This is a genomic window from Paenochrobactrum glaciei (genome assembly GCF_039522165.1).
GTDB classification, from domain to species: domain Bacteria; phylum Pseudomonadota; class Alphaproteobacteria; order Rhizobiales; family Rhizobiaceae; genus Paenochrobactrum; species Paenochrobactrum glaciei.
Genome location: NZ_BAAADE010000003.1, coordinates 235,031 through 248,713, shown reverse-complemented (window position 1 = coordinate 248,713; position 13,683 = coordinate 235,031). Strand labels below are relative to the sequence as shown.

Annotated in this window: 13 protein-coding genes; 6 read left to right on the top strand and 7 right to left on the bottom strand. The window is 49.7% G+C overall.

All coding sequences use genetic code 11. The features are described from left to right. Positions 1-2: 2 nt before the first annotated feature. The 4 genes from ABDZ76_RS10695 to ABDZ76_RS10680 all read right to left on the bottom strand — a co-directional run bounded on the left by ABDZ76_RS10695 (position 3) and on the right by ABDZ76_RS10680 (position 6,231). On the bottom strand, positions 3-3,083 hold the full coding sequence (locus ABDZ76_RS10695) for an efflux RND transporter permease subunit (RefSeq protein WP_343805232.1): 3,081 nt from the start codon (positions 3,081-3,083) through the stop codon (positions 3-5). Positions 3,084-3,094: 11 nt separating this feature from the next. Further along, entirely contained in the window at positions 3,095-4,249 is a 1,155-nt protein-coding gene (locus tag ABDZ76_RS10690; protein WP_343805230.1) for an efflux RND transporter periplasmic adaptor subunit, read from the bottom strand. Between the two features lie 243 nt (positions 4,250-4,492). Further along, positions 4,493-5,041 carry a 3-hydroxyanthranilate 3,4-dioxygenase gene (locus ABDZ76_RS10685; protein ID WP_343805228.1) on the bottom strand — a complete coding sequence of 183 codons (549 nt, stop codon included), beginning with the start codon at positions 5,039-5,041 and terminating at the stop codon, positions 4,493-4,495. Positions 5,042-5,307: 266 nt separating this feature from the next. Then, complete coding sequence (locus ABDZ76_RS10680; RefSeq protein ID WP_343805226.1) at positions 5,308-6,231, bottom strand: LysR family transcriptional regulator; 924 nt, start codon at positions 6,229-6,231, stop codon at positions 5,308-5,310. A 144-nt stretch (positions 6,232-6,375) separates the two neighbouring features. On the opposite strand from ABDZ76_RS10680, the gene ABDZ76_RS10675 reads away from it, so the two are divergent. Beyond that, a complete protein-coding gene (locus ABDZ76_RS10675; RefSeq protein ID WP_343805224.1) occupies positions 6,376-7,809 on the top strand; it encodes an NAD-dependent succinate-semialdehyde dehydrogenase in 1,434 nt (477 codons plus the stop codon). Between the two features lie 48 nt (positions 7,810-7,857). Here the strand turns inward: ABDZ76_RS10675 and ABDZ76_RS10670 are convergent, their stop codons facing one another. Together ABDZ76_RS10670 and ABDZ76_RS10665 are read right to left on the bottom strand one after the other, a co-directional pair. Next, complete coding sequence (locus ABDZ76_RS10670) at positions 7,858-8,244, bottom strand: amino acid-binding ACT domain-containing protein (RefSeq protein ID WP_343805222.1); 387 nt, start codon at positions 8,242-8,244, stop codon at positions 7,858-7,860. Then, positions 8,237-8,599 (bottom strand): antibiotic biosynthesis monooxygenase family protein, encoded by a 363-nt coding sequence (locus ABDZ76_RS10665; protein ID WP_343805220.1) that lies wholly within the window; start codon positions 8,597-8,599, stop codon positions 8,237-8,239. The genes ABDZ76_RS10670 and ABDZ76_RS10665 overlap by 8 nt, the downstream gene beginning before the upstream one ends. Positions 8,600-8,671: 72 nt before the next feature. On the opposite strand from ABDZ76_RS10665, the gene ABDZ76_RS10660 reads away from it, so the two are divergent. The 4 genes from ABDZ76_RS10660 to ABDZ76_RS10645 all read left to right on the top strand — a co-directional run bounded on the left by ABDZ76_RS10660 (position 8,672) and on the right by ABDZ76_RS10645 (position 12,331). Next, entirely contained in the window at positions 8,672-9,352 is a 681-nt protein-coding gene (locus ABDZ76_RS10660; protein WP_343805218.1) for an ArsR/SmtB family transcription factor, read from the top strand. Between the two features lie 135 nt (positions 9,353-9,487). After that, positions 9,488-10,375, top strand: coding sequence for a class II glutamine amidotransferase (locus tag ABDZ76_RS10655; RefSeq protein WP_343805216.1), 888 nt, complete (start codon positions 9,488-9,490; stop codon positions 10,373-10,375). Positions 10,376-10,462: 87 nt separating this feature from the next. Continuing rightward, complete coding sequence (gene trxA, locus ABDZ76_RS10650; RefSeq protein WP_343805214.1) at positions 10,463-10,801, top strand: thioredoxin; 339 nt, start codon at positions 10,463-10,465, stop codon at positions 10,799-10,801. 126 nt (positions 10,802-10,927) lie between these two features. Continuing rightward, positions 10,928-12,331 carry an MFS transporter gene (locus tag ABDZ76_RS10645; protein ID WP_343805212.1) on the top strand — a complete coding sequence of 468 codons (1,404 nt, stop codon included), beginning with the start codon at positions 10,928-10,930 and terminating at the stop codon, positions 12,329-12,331. Positions 12,332-12,374: 43 nt separating this feature from the next. Here ABDZ76_RS10645 and ABDZ76_RS10640 read toward each other — a convergent pair whose 3' ends face one another. Next, positions 12,375-12,866 carry a DUF2938 domain-containing protein gene (locus tag ABDZ76_RS10640; RefSeq protein ID WP_343805210.1) on the bottom strand — a complete coding sequence of 164 codons (492 nt, stop codon included), beginning with the start codon at positions 12,864-12,866 and terminating at the stop codon, positions 12,375-12,377. Positions 12,867-12,995: 129 nt separating this feature from the next. Here ABDZ76_RS10640 and ABDZ76_RS10635 point away from each other — a divergent pair, with 129 nt between their 5' ends. Further along, positions 12,996-13,658: an ArsR/SmtB family transcription factor gene (locus ABDZ76_RS10635; RefSeq protein WP_343805208.1), complete on the top strand. Its 663-nt coding sequence runs from the start codon at positions 12,996-12,998 to the stop codon at positions 13,656-13,658. The last annotated feature ends 25 nt before the right edge of the window (positions 13,659-13,683 follow it).

The window sequence follows — 13,683 nt, the reverse complement described above, 5'->3', positions numbered from 1 at the left end:
CTTTATTTTTTAAAGTGCTTTGCAGCTAATGCCCGATCTTCTTGCGTCACAGACGTTAGCTTCTTCAGATGTTTACCCAAAAAGCCATTGAGATCATCCATCACCGTATACATCACAGGCACAAAAATGAGGCTCAATGCTGTCGACGTAATCAAGCCGCCAATCACAGCAATGGCCATCGGTGCGCGGAAAGCGGCATCTCCGCCAACACCGATGGCTGCTGGCACCATCCCTGCAACCATTGCGATGGTCGTCATGATAATGGGACGCGCACGAGTGATACCTGCCTTGATCAAGGCTGCGCGACGCTCCAGACCTTGCCCACGGCATTCAATGGCATAATCCACCATTAGAATTGAGTTTTTACACACAATCCCCATCAGCATCAGCAGGCCGATGACTGAAGACAGATCAAGTGCTGCACCATAAATCAGCAAAGCCAAGGCCGCACCACCGATGGAAAGCGGCAAGGCAATCAAAATAGTAACCGGCTGCAAGAAATCTTTAAACAACAGTACAAGAACTGCCAGTACCACCAAAATACCGGTCAAAAGCGCCAATGCGAAGTTTTCAAACATCTCATTCATTGCTTCGGCATCGCCATATTCAATCTGGCTGACACTGGCTGGCAAATCCTTATAGGCAGGCAATTCTGCAATTGCTGCCAAAGCCTCACCCAATGTGGCACCGCTACTCAAATTGGCCTCAACTTGTATCAACCGCTTACGGTCAAGCCGTTCAAGTCTGCTTTCTGCCGTGCCAAATTCAATATCCGCAACCGAGGCCAAAGGCACCATTTGTCCTGATGCAGTGCTGACCCGTAATTGGCGCAGACTATCAAGCTGGCTGCGCGTATCTTCATCAAACAAAACACGGATCGGTATCTGCCGGTCGCCTAAATTGAACTGCGCCGAATTGGCATCAATTTCACCAAGCGTTGCAATACGTGTCACGGTGCCAATGGCAAGTGGTGAAACACCCAACCGCGCAGCCTCATCAAGACGCGGTTTCACGTGCACTTCGGGCGCAGGCAACGGCTCATCAGAAACCACATTGGCAAGTTGCGGCAGTGTCCGCATTTGTTTTTCCAAGGCGCGCGCTGCCTGCGATAATTCCTCACCATTATTACCGGCCAAAGTAATCGATACTTCCTTGCCGCCATTATCATTGAGGAAGGTGAAACGAATATCCGCAGTGCCAGCGAAAATAGGACGTACGGCTTCTTCAAAAGCTTTACGGCTTAAATCACGCTCGGCTCGCGGTTTCATTTTAATCAAGAGATCAAAATCATTCACGCCTTCGCCGCTTGTCGCCAGCACATCAATCACTTCCGGCCATTTGACCAATTGCGTCACAATGTGATCTGAAACCCGTGCGGCTTCTTCAAGCCGTGTGCCCGGTGCAAGCGTCACATTGGCCTGTGATAAATTATTATCACCTTCAGGCATAAAGCCGGTAGGCAGCAAACTCATCAGATAAACCGAGCCGGTAAAGATCATTGCAACCAGCGCCAAAGTTGTTTTGCGGTGATCCAATGTCCAGCCTAACACACGCTGATACCAGGCTCTAAGACGTGATTTTTTGGCTTCTTTCTGATGCGTTTTAGCAGGCAACAGCCAATAGGCTGCCATGAGTGGCGTAAGCAAGCGCGCCACCGCCATTGAGATTAAAACTGCAATGGCAACCGTTAAGCCAAACTGTTTAAAATACTGACCAACCGCGCCACCGATAAAACTCACAGGCGCAAAAATCGCAACAATGGTCAGCGTGGTGGCGACAACTGCAAGACCAATGGCATCCGATGCTTCCAGTGCTGCCTGATAAGGACGTTTGCCCATATGCACATGGCGCTCAATATTCTCAATCTCGACAATCGCATCATCGACAAGAATACCGATCACCAAGGTTAGCGCCAGCAAACTGATACTGTTCAGCGTAAAGCCAAGCAAATCCATCACGGCAAAGGTCGGCAAAATCGACAGTGGCATAGCAACCGCCGCAATCAAAGTTGCCCGCCAATTCCACAGAAAGAAAAACACCACCACAATAGTCAGAAGCGCTCCTTCAACCAGCGCTGACATCGCATTATTATAGCTCTGCAATGTATATTCGACCGTCGAAATCAGTTCTTTGATGCTGAGTTCTGCGTGGGAGGTCTGAATTTCGGCCAATTTCTTCGTGACGCCGGCAGCTACGACCGTGTCACTATAGCCTTTCGCACGCGAGACTGAAAAACCAACCACCGGCACGCCATCAAGACGCGCGAAACCGCGCATTTCAGACGCCGTATCATCCAGCGTGGCAATCTCGCGCAATGGTATCCAGCGTCCACCCGGCAAAGGAATTGTCAGACGCTGCAATTCCTCAAATGTACGCGCGCTGGCAAGCGTGCGCACCGATTGCTCTTGCCCGCCAATATGGCCGCGCCCGCCCGGCACATTCACGTTCAACTCACGCAATGTCGTGTTGATCTGATCTGCTGTAACGCCTAAAGCCAGCAGACGTTCGGATTTCAAAGAAACGCGGATCTCGCGGTTGACCCCGCCAAGGCGGCGCACTTTTTGCACACCTGGCACAGTGAGCAGTTCACGCGTGATTGTATCTTCAACAAACCACGATAAATCAACAGCCGATAAATGTGGTGCAGACACCATGTAATAAAGGATCGCACTGCCGTCGACATCCTCACGCGCCACCAAAGGCTCCTGAATTGTCTGCGGCAGATCAGAGCGAATTTGCGTGATCGCATCGCGCACATCATTGGTAACACGGTCAGGATCAGTGCCGATCTTAAATTCAACAGTCGTGGTTGAAACACCATCAGCAATAGATGAACGGATATGACGGACACCGGCAATCCCTGAAACGGCCCCCTCCACACGGCGCGTCACCTGCGTTTCCATCTCTGATGGTGCAGCGCTCGTTTGTGTCACAGTAACCGTAACAATCGGAAAAGACACGTTCGGATCAGAGTTAATCGGCAAACGTTCAAAGGCAAACCAACCTGCAAACGTCATTGCCAAAAACAACACAATGGTCGGGATCGGCTTGGCGATCGCCCATGCGGAAATATTATTAAACATCAGATGATCTTTCAGGGAGAGGTGATCTTGTGCACAGCCATCGCTGCCGATATCGGCAGCGACACAACCGCCTCGCCGTCATGCAGCAAAGGCCCTGCTTTTTCGATCAGCTGATCACCCTTTTGCAAACCGGTTAACACTTCCACCTGACCATTCCGGCGCACACCGAGCGTGACATTTCTTTTCACCGCTTTGCCGTCAGTCACCACAAATACGGACGTGTCTTTTGCCCCCTCACTGTAAAGAACAGCAGAATTATTGACAAAAATACTGTCACTTTGGCCAAACAGCACTTCCGCCCTGCCAAACACTCCGGCAAACAAAGAGGATGTATTTTCAAATGCAATATAAGCAGTGCCCAGACGGGTCTGCGGATCAATTTTCGGCGAAACCAATCGGATATGACCGCTGACAAGCTGGCCACCCGGCAAAGTCACACGCGCAACCTGCCCTGTTTTTAATAAGGGCAATTCACTTTCAGGAATATCCGCTGCCAGTTCAATTTCGCCATTGCGGATGAGCATCAAAAGCGGCTCAGTACCGGCAAGGGCGCCTGCACGTGCTTTACGCTCCGAGACAATGCCTGCAACAGGGGCTTCGACCACCGCTTTAGCGCGCTCTGATTTTGCTTCGGCCAATTGCGCTTCGGCCTGAATAAATTCAGCCTCTGCAACTGTCACCCCCTGCCGCGCCACATCCAACACGGATTGGCGCTCATCAAAATCTTGTTTGCTGATCGTGCGTGAACCTATTAAGCGCTGTGCCCGGGCAAAATTGGCTTCAGCCTGCCTGAAGCTTGCCTGTTGCTGCGCAACCGCAGCCCGCGCCCGCGCCACTCTCCCTTCATTTTCGCGTAAATTATGTTCCAGCTTTGCAGTGTTTAAGCGAACAAGCACCTGACCTTTTGCAACATGATCACCAACTTCTGCATCAACAGTCGCAATACGCTCATCGCTTAATGATGTACCAACAGCGACTTCTTCGCGCGGTACAAATAAGCCATTTAGCGGCAAGGTTAAGTCCGTTTTGAGACGTTCAACTGTCACTGTTGTGACAGTTTTAACGGTGCGGGGCTCGCCTTGCTCTTCATTGGCAAGCGCAGCATTCACACCAAAAATAAAGCATAAGAAACAAGCAACAAGTGAGAGGCGCAAGAACAACCTCATGGCTCAATACCTTCAAAAAATGAAGCGCAGCAGCGCTAACGATGCCTGCTGAGAACCAAAAAACTGTGCAGATTGCGTGCAGAGACCGTCGAAAAAATGCAGGTATGATTAAAACAGATAAAAACGGCGAGCAAAATCCCAAGTAATTGGGAGGCTGCTAAAAGGCATAATCGCGCTGAAAAATTGCTTTTTATACAAATAAAAACGGCACCGGTTCTTAAAACCGGTGTCGTTTGATCTTCATTAGAGCTTTACCCAGCCTTCAGGCGGGAACTTGCCCGGATGGATAGTGCCGCATTTCGGGCAGGTACGTAGTTTTTCATCTGCATAAAATTCAGCATAAATCGGCGGCAGATCATCAACAATGGATTCAAGATCAACCTCGGCACGATGAACGCGTGTCGAACATTCAAAGCAATACCATTCCACCGCATCCAACAAACCTTCAGGGCGGGCAGGTTCGATCACCAAACCGATTGAGCCTTCCTGCGGACGCTGCGGCGAATGACGGATATGTGGCGGCAGAAGGAAAATGTCACCTTCACGGATCGGCACATCATAAAACTCGCCGCTGGCCGTATCATGCAGTTTTAGCAGCATGTCGCCTTTCAGCTGATAGAAAAACTCTTCCACCGGATCATCATGATAATCGGTACGGCGGTTCGGACCGCCGACAATGGTTACCATCAGATCGGCATCTTTCCAGATCTGCTGGTTGCCAACTGGCGGCTTCAGCAAATGCTGATGCTCATCAATCCATTTTTGCAAATTGAAGGCGCTCAATTTTCCCATAGCTCAACTCCCATTATTTAGCGCAATTGCGCTTGATCTCCTGCTCCGCTTTACCCATGCCGCATATTAAAGACGCACTAATTTACAGCCTCTATCAGGCAAAACGGGCTCCTCACCGGCTGAAGAAACAACCAGCCATCGCGCCCTGCTGCTTATGAGTTGGCACCCCCGCGACGCAAAGCCCCTATGATGGTGATTTCATCTCTTGAGCAATTATATTGCAAGAATGAAAATTCCTATCAATTAATAAGATATAATTATAAATCTTAAATTTTATTTCGGTGATCATTGCTCAGCAACATGCCTTGCAAATGATTACGCAGCACTGAGATAAAACTGCTCACGGCCGGAGATAAGGACTTTCCACTGGCACGGATCAGGCACAAATCACGCGAAACAGTCGGATCAACCAAGGGGCGCGAAACCAGATTATATTGATCAGCACGCGACATTGCATAAGTCGGCAAAACTGCCACGCCTAATCCTGCACCAACAAATGCCAAGGCCGTTGTCACCATAGAGGCTTCAAATTTCGGATGCAGGATTTGTGACGCTTGCTCGGCGCCCAGTTCCATCAAGCGCCGGATACCGCTATTGCGTGACATCGCAATCAACGGCCATTGCGGCAGATCATCCCAACGCACAAAAGCATTGCCCGCCAAAGGATGGTCAGCCGGCATAAACAAACCTAAATTATCCCGCATCAAAACCGTGCGTTCTATGCCTTCCTCATGCGCTGAGAAGGTGCCCAACCCGCAATCAGCATTATTGGCAACCACCTCTTCACGGATATCCTGATTGGGGGCATCCAGCACTTCAATATTGATACCCGGATAATCCTTATGAAAAGCGGCAATCGCAAAAGGCACAATGGCTGAAGACAATAAAGGCGAGGCTGCAATACGAATACGTCCGCGTTTTCGGGCTGCCAGATCACGGGTATTTTGAATAGCGTGACCTAAATCTTCCATCACTTTGGAAGAGGAGGCACGAAACTCCTCGCCCGCTTGGGTAAGCTCGACACGGCGCGTGGTGCGATCAAACATCCGCACACCGAGCTCACTTTCCATCTCGCGGATCATGGTTGAAAGAGCTGGTTGCGCAACCCCCATATGACGTGCCGCCGCAGAAAAACTTTTATGCTCGGCGACAGCCAGAAAGGCCTCAATCTGCTTGAGTGCAATGCGCATCTATTCTCCCATTTATACAGATTACTTATTAATTAATACGATAATTCATTCTGGATGAATAAACAAGGCAATGCAATGTTGCGCTCAGAAACAAGATTTTTCCAAATATCAAGGCTGGCTGCGCCAGAAAAGCAAGGTTCCAGAATGACGAGTTACCCAAAACTTCAGCTTTATATTGCAGGTCAGTGGCGTTCTTCAAAAGAAACCATTCCGGTCCTTAATCCGGCTGACGAAACTGTCATCGGCGCTTTACCGGTTGCAAGCCGTGCTGATCTTGATGATGCGCTGGCAGCAGCAGCAAAGGGTTTTCGCATCTGGTCTCGCACAGCACCGGCAAAACGTGCCGAAGTTATTTTGCGTGCTGTGGCTTTGATAAAAGAACGCTCGGAAGAAATCGCCCGCTCCATCACCATGGAACATGGCAAGCCGATTGCACAGGCACGCCTCGAAGTGCAACGCGGCTGCGAGTTTTTTGAATGGGATGCCGGTGAAGCCGTGCGCAGCTATGGGCGCGTTATCCCGAGCGAACCGGATATCCGCTATATCGTCATTCATCAACCAGTGGGCACAGTAGCGGCTTTCTCACCGTGGAATTTCCCGATGAGCCAGCCAGCCCGCAAAATTGCCGGTGCCATTGCTTCGGGCTGTTCCATCATTTTGAAAGCAGCAGAAGAAACCCCTGCCGGCGCACTTCACATTGCCCGTGCATTTCATGATGCCGGCCTGCCAGCAGGCGTTCTCAATCTCGTTTTTGGTGTTCCGGCAGATATTTCATCCTACCTGATCCCGCAGGAACAAGTCCGCCTCGTTGCCTTCACCGGTTCAACCGCCGTCGGCAAACATTTAACCGAAATTGCCTCACGCAGCGTCACCCCTGTTTTGATGGAGCTGGGCGGACACGCACCGGTGATTGTTTGCGATGATGTTGATCCGATAAGAGCGGCCGAGCTTTCCGTTTCCCGAAAAGCACGCAATAGCGGTCAGGTTTGCACCTCGCCAACCCGCTTCTTTGTCCATAAAAACATTTACCGCTCCTTTTTGGATGCATTTGTCGAGCGCGCGAAAACTGTCCGTGTCGGTGATGGTTTTGATGCAAATACCGACATGGGGCCAGTCGCCAACCACCGCCGTGTTGAGGCTATTGAAACATTGGTTGAAGATGCCCGTGATCGCGGTGCGCAGATACTTGCAGGCGGCACCAAGCCAACGGGCAAAGGTTATTTCTATCCGCTGACCGTTGCAGCAGAACTGCCCGATGGTGCCCGTGCCTTAGAGGTCGAGCCATTCGGCCCGCTTGCATTGATCAATCCGGTGGATTCAGTGGAAGAAGCGATCGAACGCGCCAATGCACTGCCTTTTGGCCTTGCGGCTTACGGCTTCACCCACTCCGCGCACAATGCGCATATGCTTGCAGAACGCATTGAAGCCGGAAATGTCTCGATCAATACATTGGAAGCATCCGTTGCCGAAACACCATTTGGCGGTGTTAAAGAAAGCGGCTATGGCCGTGAAGGCGGCGCCGAAGGGCTGCACCATTATATGACGGTTAAAAATATTTCACACCGCATGGTGTTGTAAAAAACTAAGCAAAGCCTGCCATTTCATCAATGGCAGGCTTCTTTTTTATTACTCAACCGCCCATTCACGCGTGGCGGTATCGGCTTTTTCAAAATCATCACAGATAAGGATCAGCTGATTATAATGGTCAGAATATTGCGTTAAAATTCGCACATCAGCATCACTTAAAGCACGCGCAATTGCACCCAACTGACCAGGTGTCCCTTGTTTGAGCTTACGAATAAGCGGACGCTGCATCGCAACCGTGCGGATATTAGCAGCTTCAGCCGCAGCCCAAGCGGCCTCACCGTTTTTAAACAGAAAATGCGCAATCACACGATCACCATTTGAGAAAACACCGCCACCTTCAAATGGAATAGCGGCTCGCCCCATCACTTCACCAAGCTTTGCCAGCCCGTCTTTTTCACCGCTTAAATCAAACTCAATATCAAACATTCTTTTCAACTTTCTCATGTATTTTACGGCTGTCATCAGGGGCTTGCTGGCGTTCACTCATGCCATAATCACGCAAAACGCCTGCAACTCTTAAACGGTAATTGCTGAAAACATGATCACGTCCGGCTGCCTGCACATTGCGGTGCATTGTCAGGTTGCGCCAGCGCTGAACAGCATCTTCATCGCGCCAAAATGACAATGACAAAACTTTGTTCGGCACGGTCAGGCTCTGAAACCGTTCAATCGAAATAAAGCCCTCCATATCATTCAAAAGCGGGCGCAACTGCGCCGCCAAATCCAGATATTCGCCTTGTGTATCCGGTGTCGTTTCCGCTTCAAAAATAACGGCGATCATGGGCATCCCTTTCTTAATTCTGACGCAACATAGCCAATTGACGCTTCTTAATGGTTCGATTAGCGTCGAACTATGAGTGAAGGTCCCAACATTGCCCGTATTGCCGCTTTAGTGGCTGACCCTGCCCGCAGCGCCATGCTTCTGGGGCTGATGGATGGCCGTGCTTTAACCGCAACGGAACTTGCCAATCTTGGCGGCATCACCAAGCAAACCGCCAGCAGCCATTTAGCAAAACTCGTTGACGGCGATGTGGTAAGTGTCGAAACACAAGGTCGGCATCGTTATTTCAAACTTGCCGGTGAACATGTTGCGGCCTTGCTTGAAGCTCTGATGGTTTTCAGCCATGACAGCGCAACGCTTCAACCAACCAAAACTATCCGCACCGGCCCGAAAGATTTAAACTTACGCAAAGCCCGGATTTGCTATGATCATTTAGCCGGTGAAATGGGCGTAAAGCTCTATGATCACATGATGGGACATAACTGGCTGCATGATGATCTGAGCGTTTCAGCCAAAGGCTGGGATATGCTTGCACATATCGGCATTAGCCAAAAGACTGTGCCTTTAAGCAACCGCCCGCTTTGCCGGGCTTGCCTTGATTGGAGCCAGCGCCGCCATCATCTGGCAGGCCGCATTGGAAAAGCCGTTTTAGATCAAATGATTGCATTAGCATGGGCGCGGCGTTTGCCATCTTCACGCGTGATCAGCTTTACGCCAGAAGGTGAAAGACGCTTTTTTGAATGGCTGAAATAAGCAACCAAGTTAATCTCTAAACGCCTTCACACTCATTTCAGATGATTTTTCTGTTTAGCTCAACCTTGACAAACTTGTGCTCTTTACCCATCTATCATTCAATCAATTTATTGAATGATAGATTAAAGGTGTGCCATGAACATGATGCTGGGCGTCAGCGCCAAGGAAACAATCACTGCGGATCAACTCTCCGTTTTGCTGCAAATTTTAACGCCTGAGAGCGCCGGAGAAAGCCGTACTCAAGCGACACAAGACATGCCCTATCTAGGTCTCAGCCTGCATCAGAACCAAGTCGCGCATATTTTTAAAGGTCAGCCATTGAAGGCCGCGCCGTTTTTAAAAGCCGAGCAATATGCACCGGCACAAACAGCGCTGATACAGCTAGAGCTGGCACCAGCAACACCACACACAAACTATGCCGACAATGTTCCATTCGAACGCGAGCTTGGCGGGCGCTCATGGACATTCATCCATGACAGTGCACTCAAAACTCTCAGCCATCTTGATTTAAAAGATTTTCATCCGCTTGGCACAACAGCTGCCGAATATGCATTTTGCCTGCTGCTTGATGCAATCAAACCATTCATCTTAAAAAATGGTCAGATTGCAAATCCGCAAGGGCTCTTGGAACAACTTAGCGAAACCACCTCCCGCATCACTAAAAACGGCCACTTCAATTATATTCTCACCAACGGGACATATCTTTTCGCACATAGTCACACACGTCTTGACGTGTTGTTTTCACCAATCACGCACGACAGCCAAACACAACAAATATGCCTCATTGCCAGCCAGCAAATGACCGATGATGAACTGTGGTCGTGTTTGCTCCCTCATGCTTTGACCATGATCACCGAGGGGCAAATCCGCGGACAAACCGCAACAAAAAACCCTGCATCTCAAGCTGATTGGCAACAGCAAACAATCAAATTCGGCACCATAGAAACATGGATGCAGCAAAACTCACATACGCGCCGGCAGCGTTTCGCACGGGGCAACAGCCATCTTTATGAGAGCAGCTAATGCTTGGCTCACGCACTTTTTTACGCGTGTTTTTTCATCTCCCGATCACGCACAACCAAAAAAATTCTAATGAACGGAGCTTAAAAAATGACTATTCAAACACTCACCGCTGATGGTTTTAAAAACGATATTTTGGCAGGCAATGGCGTACAAGCCATTCGCTTTTGGGCGGAATGGTGCGGTCCGTGCCGTATGATGAAACCGATTTATCAAAAACTTGCCGAAAATTTCGGTGATACGATTACATTTTATGATGTGAATATCGATCTCAGCCCCGAAATTGCTTCAGCCTGCGGCATTGCCAGCATTCCAAATCTGATGATTTTCAAAGACGGTAATGTCGTCGATCAAATGGTTGGACTGGCACCGCAGAGCACCTATGAGCGCTTACTTAGCCAATATACCAACCCGAATAATGCTGCCTAAACGTAGTATTCTTTAAAACACTCCTTAGCCACGATCCCTGTGCAGCGTGCTGAGAAACCAGCATGAATGATGATGCTTGCGCACAAGCTGCACAGGTGGCTGCAACATTTTTTGCGTAAATCCCCCATGAAATCCTCCCCTGATATAACTTCGTCATCTGCACGAAAATTGCCCGAAGCTCGCGCAGGTTTTGCTTTGCTTGCCATTGTACAAGCAACGCTCATTTTTACGATTGCACTGATTATGATCCCGTTGCCGGAAATCTCCGCGCAATTTGGTATGAACAGTTCGCAAATGCTGTTTTTGCAAGTAGCCTATGGCTTACCTTTCAGCGGCTTACTGCTTTTTGGCGGCAGACTTGCCGATCGTTTTCCTGAAAGAATAATGTTCGCAATCGGGCTTATTCTGTTTGGTTTGGCATCGCTGGCCGCAGCCCTTGCTCCCAACTATCAAGTGCTTGCTTCCATGCGCTTTCTCCAGGGCATTGGCGGCGCCTTAACCGCACCCGCAGCTATGGCCATTTTACGCACCATTTATCCAAGCCCTGCCCAATTCGGACGCGCAATGGCTACATGGGGCGGTGTTTCCATTCTGGGCGCAACTCTTGGCTTCGTGCTTTCCGGCATCATTACAGCTTGGATATCATGGCGCTGGATGTTCATTGTGCCAATTACCGTCACGGCTGCGGCGCTCCTTTTAAGCAATGCGCTGCTTCCTGCCAGTCGTCCGCGCAACCACCATGAAAAGATGCGCCTTGATCCGGTCGGTGCCTTATTAGCAACGGCTTCCATTGTGCTGATCAGCTATGCTCTGATCCGCAGCAGCGAAACCCCATGGTCTGATCTTCATGTATGGGGCGTACTTACAGCTGGACTTTTATTGCTCATTTGCTTTTTTACACTTGAGAAAAAAGTATCCTCACCTTTGCTGCCGCCGCATTTTCTGCTCAATGCCAACAGAGCCGCAGGACTTATCGGCATGATGCTGGCTGCTGCCGGTTCTGTGCTCATTGAACTCCTACCTTCATTATTTTTGCAGCAAATTCGCCAATGGTCGGCACTCACAACGGCCTTGTCCTTTTTACCGCTTATCATCGCGTTGCTGGTTGCCAATCAGTTTGCATCGCCCATAGTGCATCGCTTTGGTGCGCGTAAATCAATGATTGCGGGCTTTTTGATCGCCGCCACAGGTCTTTGCCTTTACGCCTTCTTACGCCGCGAAACAGACTACCTCCTTGGCATGGTGCCTGGACAAATTCTTGTATCTGTTGGCATCGCACTGGTTTTTTCTGGCTCTGCTGTCCTTTCAACCAGCAATGTTCCTGATCATCAGGCAGGACTTGCAGGTGGTGTCATGAACACCGCAATGGAACTTGGCCCCACATTTGGCTTAGCCGTCTTCATGTCAGTAGCCGGTTTACGAGTTGATGTCGTGGAAGGCTATGCACTCGCCTTTGCCGCAGGAACGATCATTTATGTTCTGGTCGCCTGCTGGCTTTTATTCTTAACTGATGAAAAAGCAGATCATTGAAAAATAAAAACGGGCGGTTTTATCCGCCCGTTTTTTTAAACGATTACATAAAACTGCTGCTGACCAAAGCCGCCAGATATAGCCCGATACCAAAAACACTATGCGCCATAAGACTGCGGAAACGCGCCGTTCCCGGTGCCGGTGTTTTGGACGCGGCAATGCCAAAACCAAAGCACGGCTGCATAATAAAAAACGGCGCCGCCATACTTAATAATCCGGCCAGCAATGCAGGCCAGAATGTTGGTTGCTGCACCCAGCCAATACCGGTGCATAGCAGCAAAATACCGGCAAAAAGCACACCGGTAGCATAATGAACAATCCAGCCGATTGCCTTTTCACCAATCATCGGCTCGGCCTGCATAATATTGTTATGTTTGAATTTCCCTTGCGGCATATGCAAAATCCAACGCCCGACAACGCGATAATCCAATGATGGGATTGCAAAGACCCGCTTGAGCATAATCGCCCATAAATCCATAACAATCGTTGCGCCAACACCCAAAGCAACGGCACGAACGATGAGATCGGTTTCCACTATCACATTTAACCTCTTAAAAGCTTCCTGCAAGGCAAAGCCTGCTTTCTCTGTGGTGCCTATATAGCGGCAAACACGCATACATTCAATTAATTGATTGAATAATATTTCTGTGCTAAACCTGCACACATGAATCACGATGAGATACAAAACCAGTTTTTTGACCAGATCGCCGAGCTTGCCCGCGCTGCGGGCAGCGCGCAGCGTCTGATGTTGTTGCAGCATATTGCGCAAGGTGAGCGCTCGGTTGAGCGATTGGCTGAACTATCCGGTCTCACCATTGCCAATGCCTCGCAACATTTGCAGCAATTGAAGCGCGCCAATTTTGTGCAAACACGGCGCGACGGCAAAAACGTGCTTTATCGCTTGAGCAACGGCCCTGTTATTGAGCTGATTTCAGCGCTCACCCGACTGGCAGAATATAATCAGGCAGAAGTCCGCTCACTCATTCAAGACAGCATCCATCAACGCGATCAGCTGGAAGCTGTTTCGCATGATGAGCTTGTCGAGCTTTTGCGAGATAATAGCATCACACTGTTGGATGTACGCCCTGAAGATGAATATGCCTTAGGCCATTTACCGGGCGCGATTAACATTCCGTTTAATGAGCTGGAACAACGCTTGGCCGAACTTGGCTCAGCACAGGAAGTGGTTGCCTATTGCCGCGGCTCAAAATGTGTTTTATCCCCCAATGCCGTTGCTACCTTAAAAGCCAAAGGCTTACGTGCCAGCTATTTGATTGACGGCTTCCCTTCATGGAAAGCCGCCGGTCATACGGTTGAAACACAATAAAAAACCGGCCTTCATGCCAGTTTTT

Coding starts and splice junctions, on each gene's coding strand:
- ABDZ76_RS10680 (WP_343805226.1), bottom strand. CDS start 6,231: ATGCGCATTGCACTCAAGCAGATTGAGGCCTTTCTGGCTGTCGCCGAG.
- trxA (WP_343805214.1), top strand. CDS start 10,463: ATGACTATTCAAACACTCACCGCTGATGGTTTTAAAAACGATATTTTG.
- ABDZ76_RS10635 (WP_343805208.1), top strand. CDS start 12,996: ATGAATCACGATGAGATACAAAACCAGTTTTTTGACCAGATCGCCGAG.
- ABDZ76_RS10690 (WP_343805230.1), bottom strand. CDS start 4,249: ATGAGGTTGTTCTTGCGCCTCTCACTTGTTGCTTGTTTCTTATGCTTT.
- ABDZ76_RS10645 (WP_343805212.1), top strand. CDS start 10,928: ATGAAATCCTCCCCTGATATAACTTCGTCATCTGCACGAAAATTGCCC.
- ABDZ76_RS10695 (WP_343805232.1), bottom strand. CDS start 3,083: ATGTTTAATAATATTTCCGCATGGGCGATCGCCAAGCCGATCCCGACC.
- ABDZ76_RS10685 (WP_343805228.1), bottom strand. CDS start 5,041: ATGGGAAAATTGAGCGCCTTCAATTTGCAAAAATGGATTGATGAGCAT.
- ABDZ76_RS10665 (WP_343805220.1), bottom strand. CDS start 8,599: ATGATCGCCGTTATTTTTGAAGCGGAAACGACACCGGATACACAAGGC.
- ABDZ76_RS10670 (WP_343805222.1), bottom strand. CDS start 8,244: ATGTTTGATATTGAGTTTGATTTAAGCGGTGAAAAAGACGGGCTGGCA.
- ABDZ76_RS10660 (WP_343805218.1), top strand. CDS start 8,672: ATGAGTGAAGGTCCCAACATTGCCCGTATTGCCGCTTTAGTGGCTGAC.
- ABDZ76_RS10655 (WP_343805216.1), top strand. CDS start 9,488: ATGAACATGATGCTGGGCGTCAGCGCCAAGGAAACAATCACTGCGGAT.
- ABDZ76_RS10675 (WP_343805224.1), top strand. CDS start 6,376: ATGACGAGTTACCCAAAACTTCAGCTTTATATTGCAGGTCAGTGGCGT.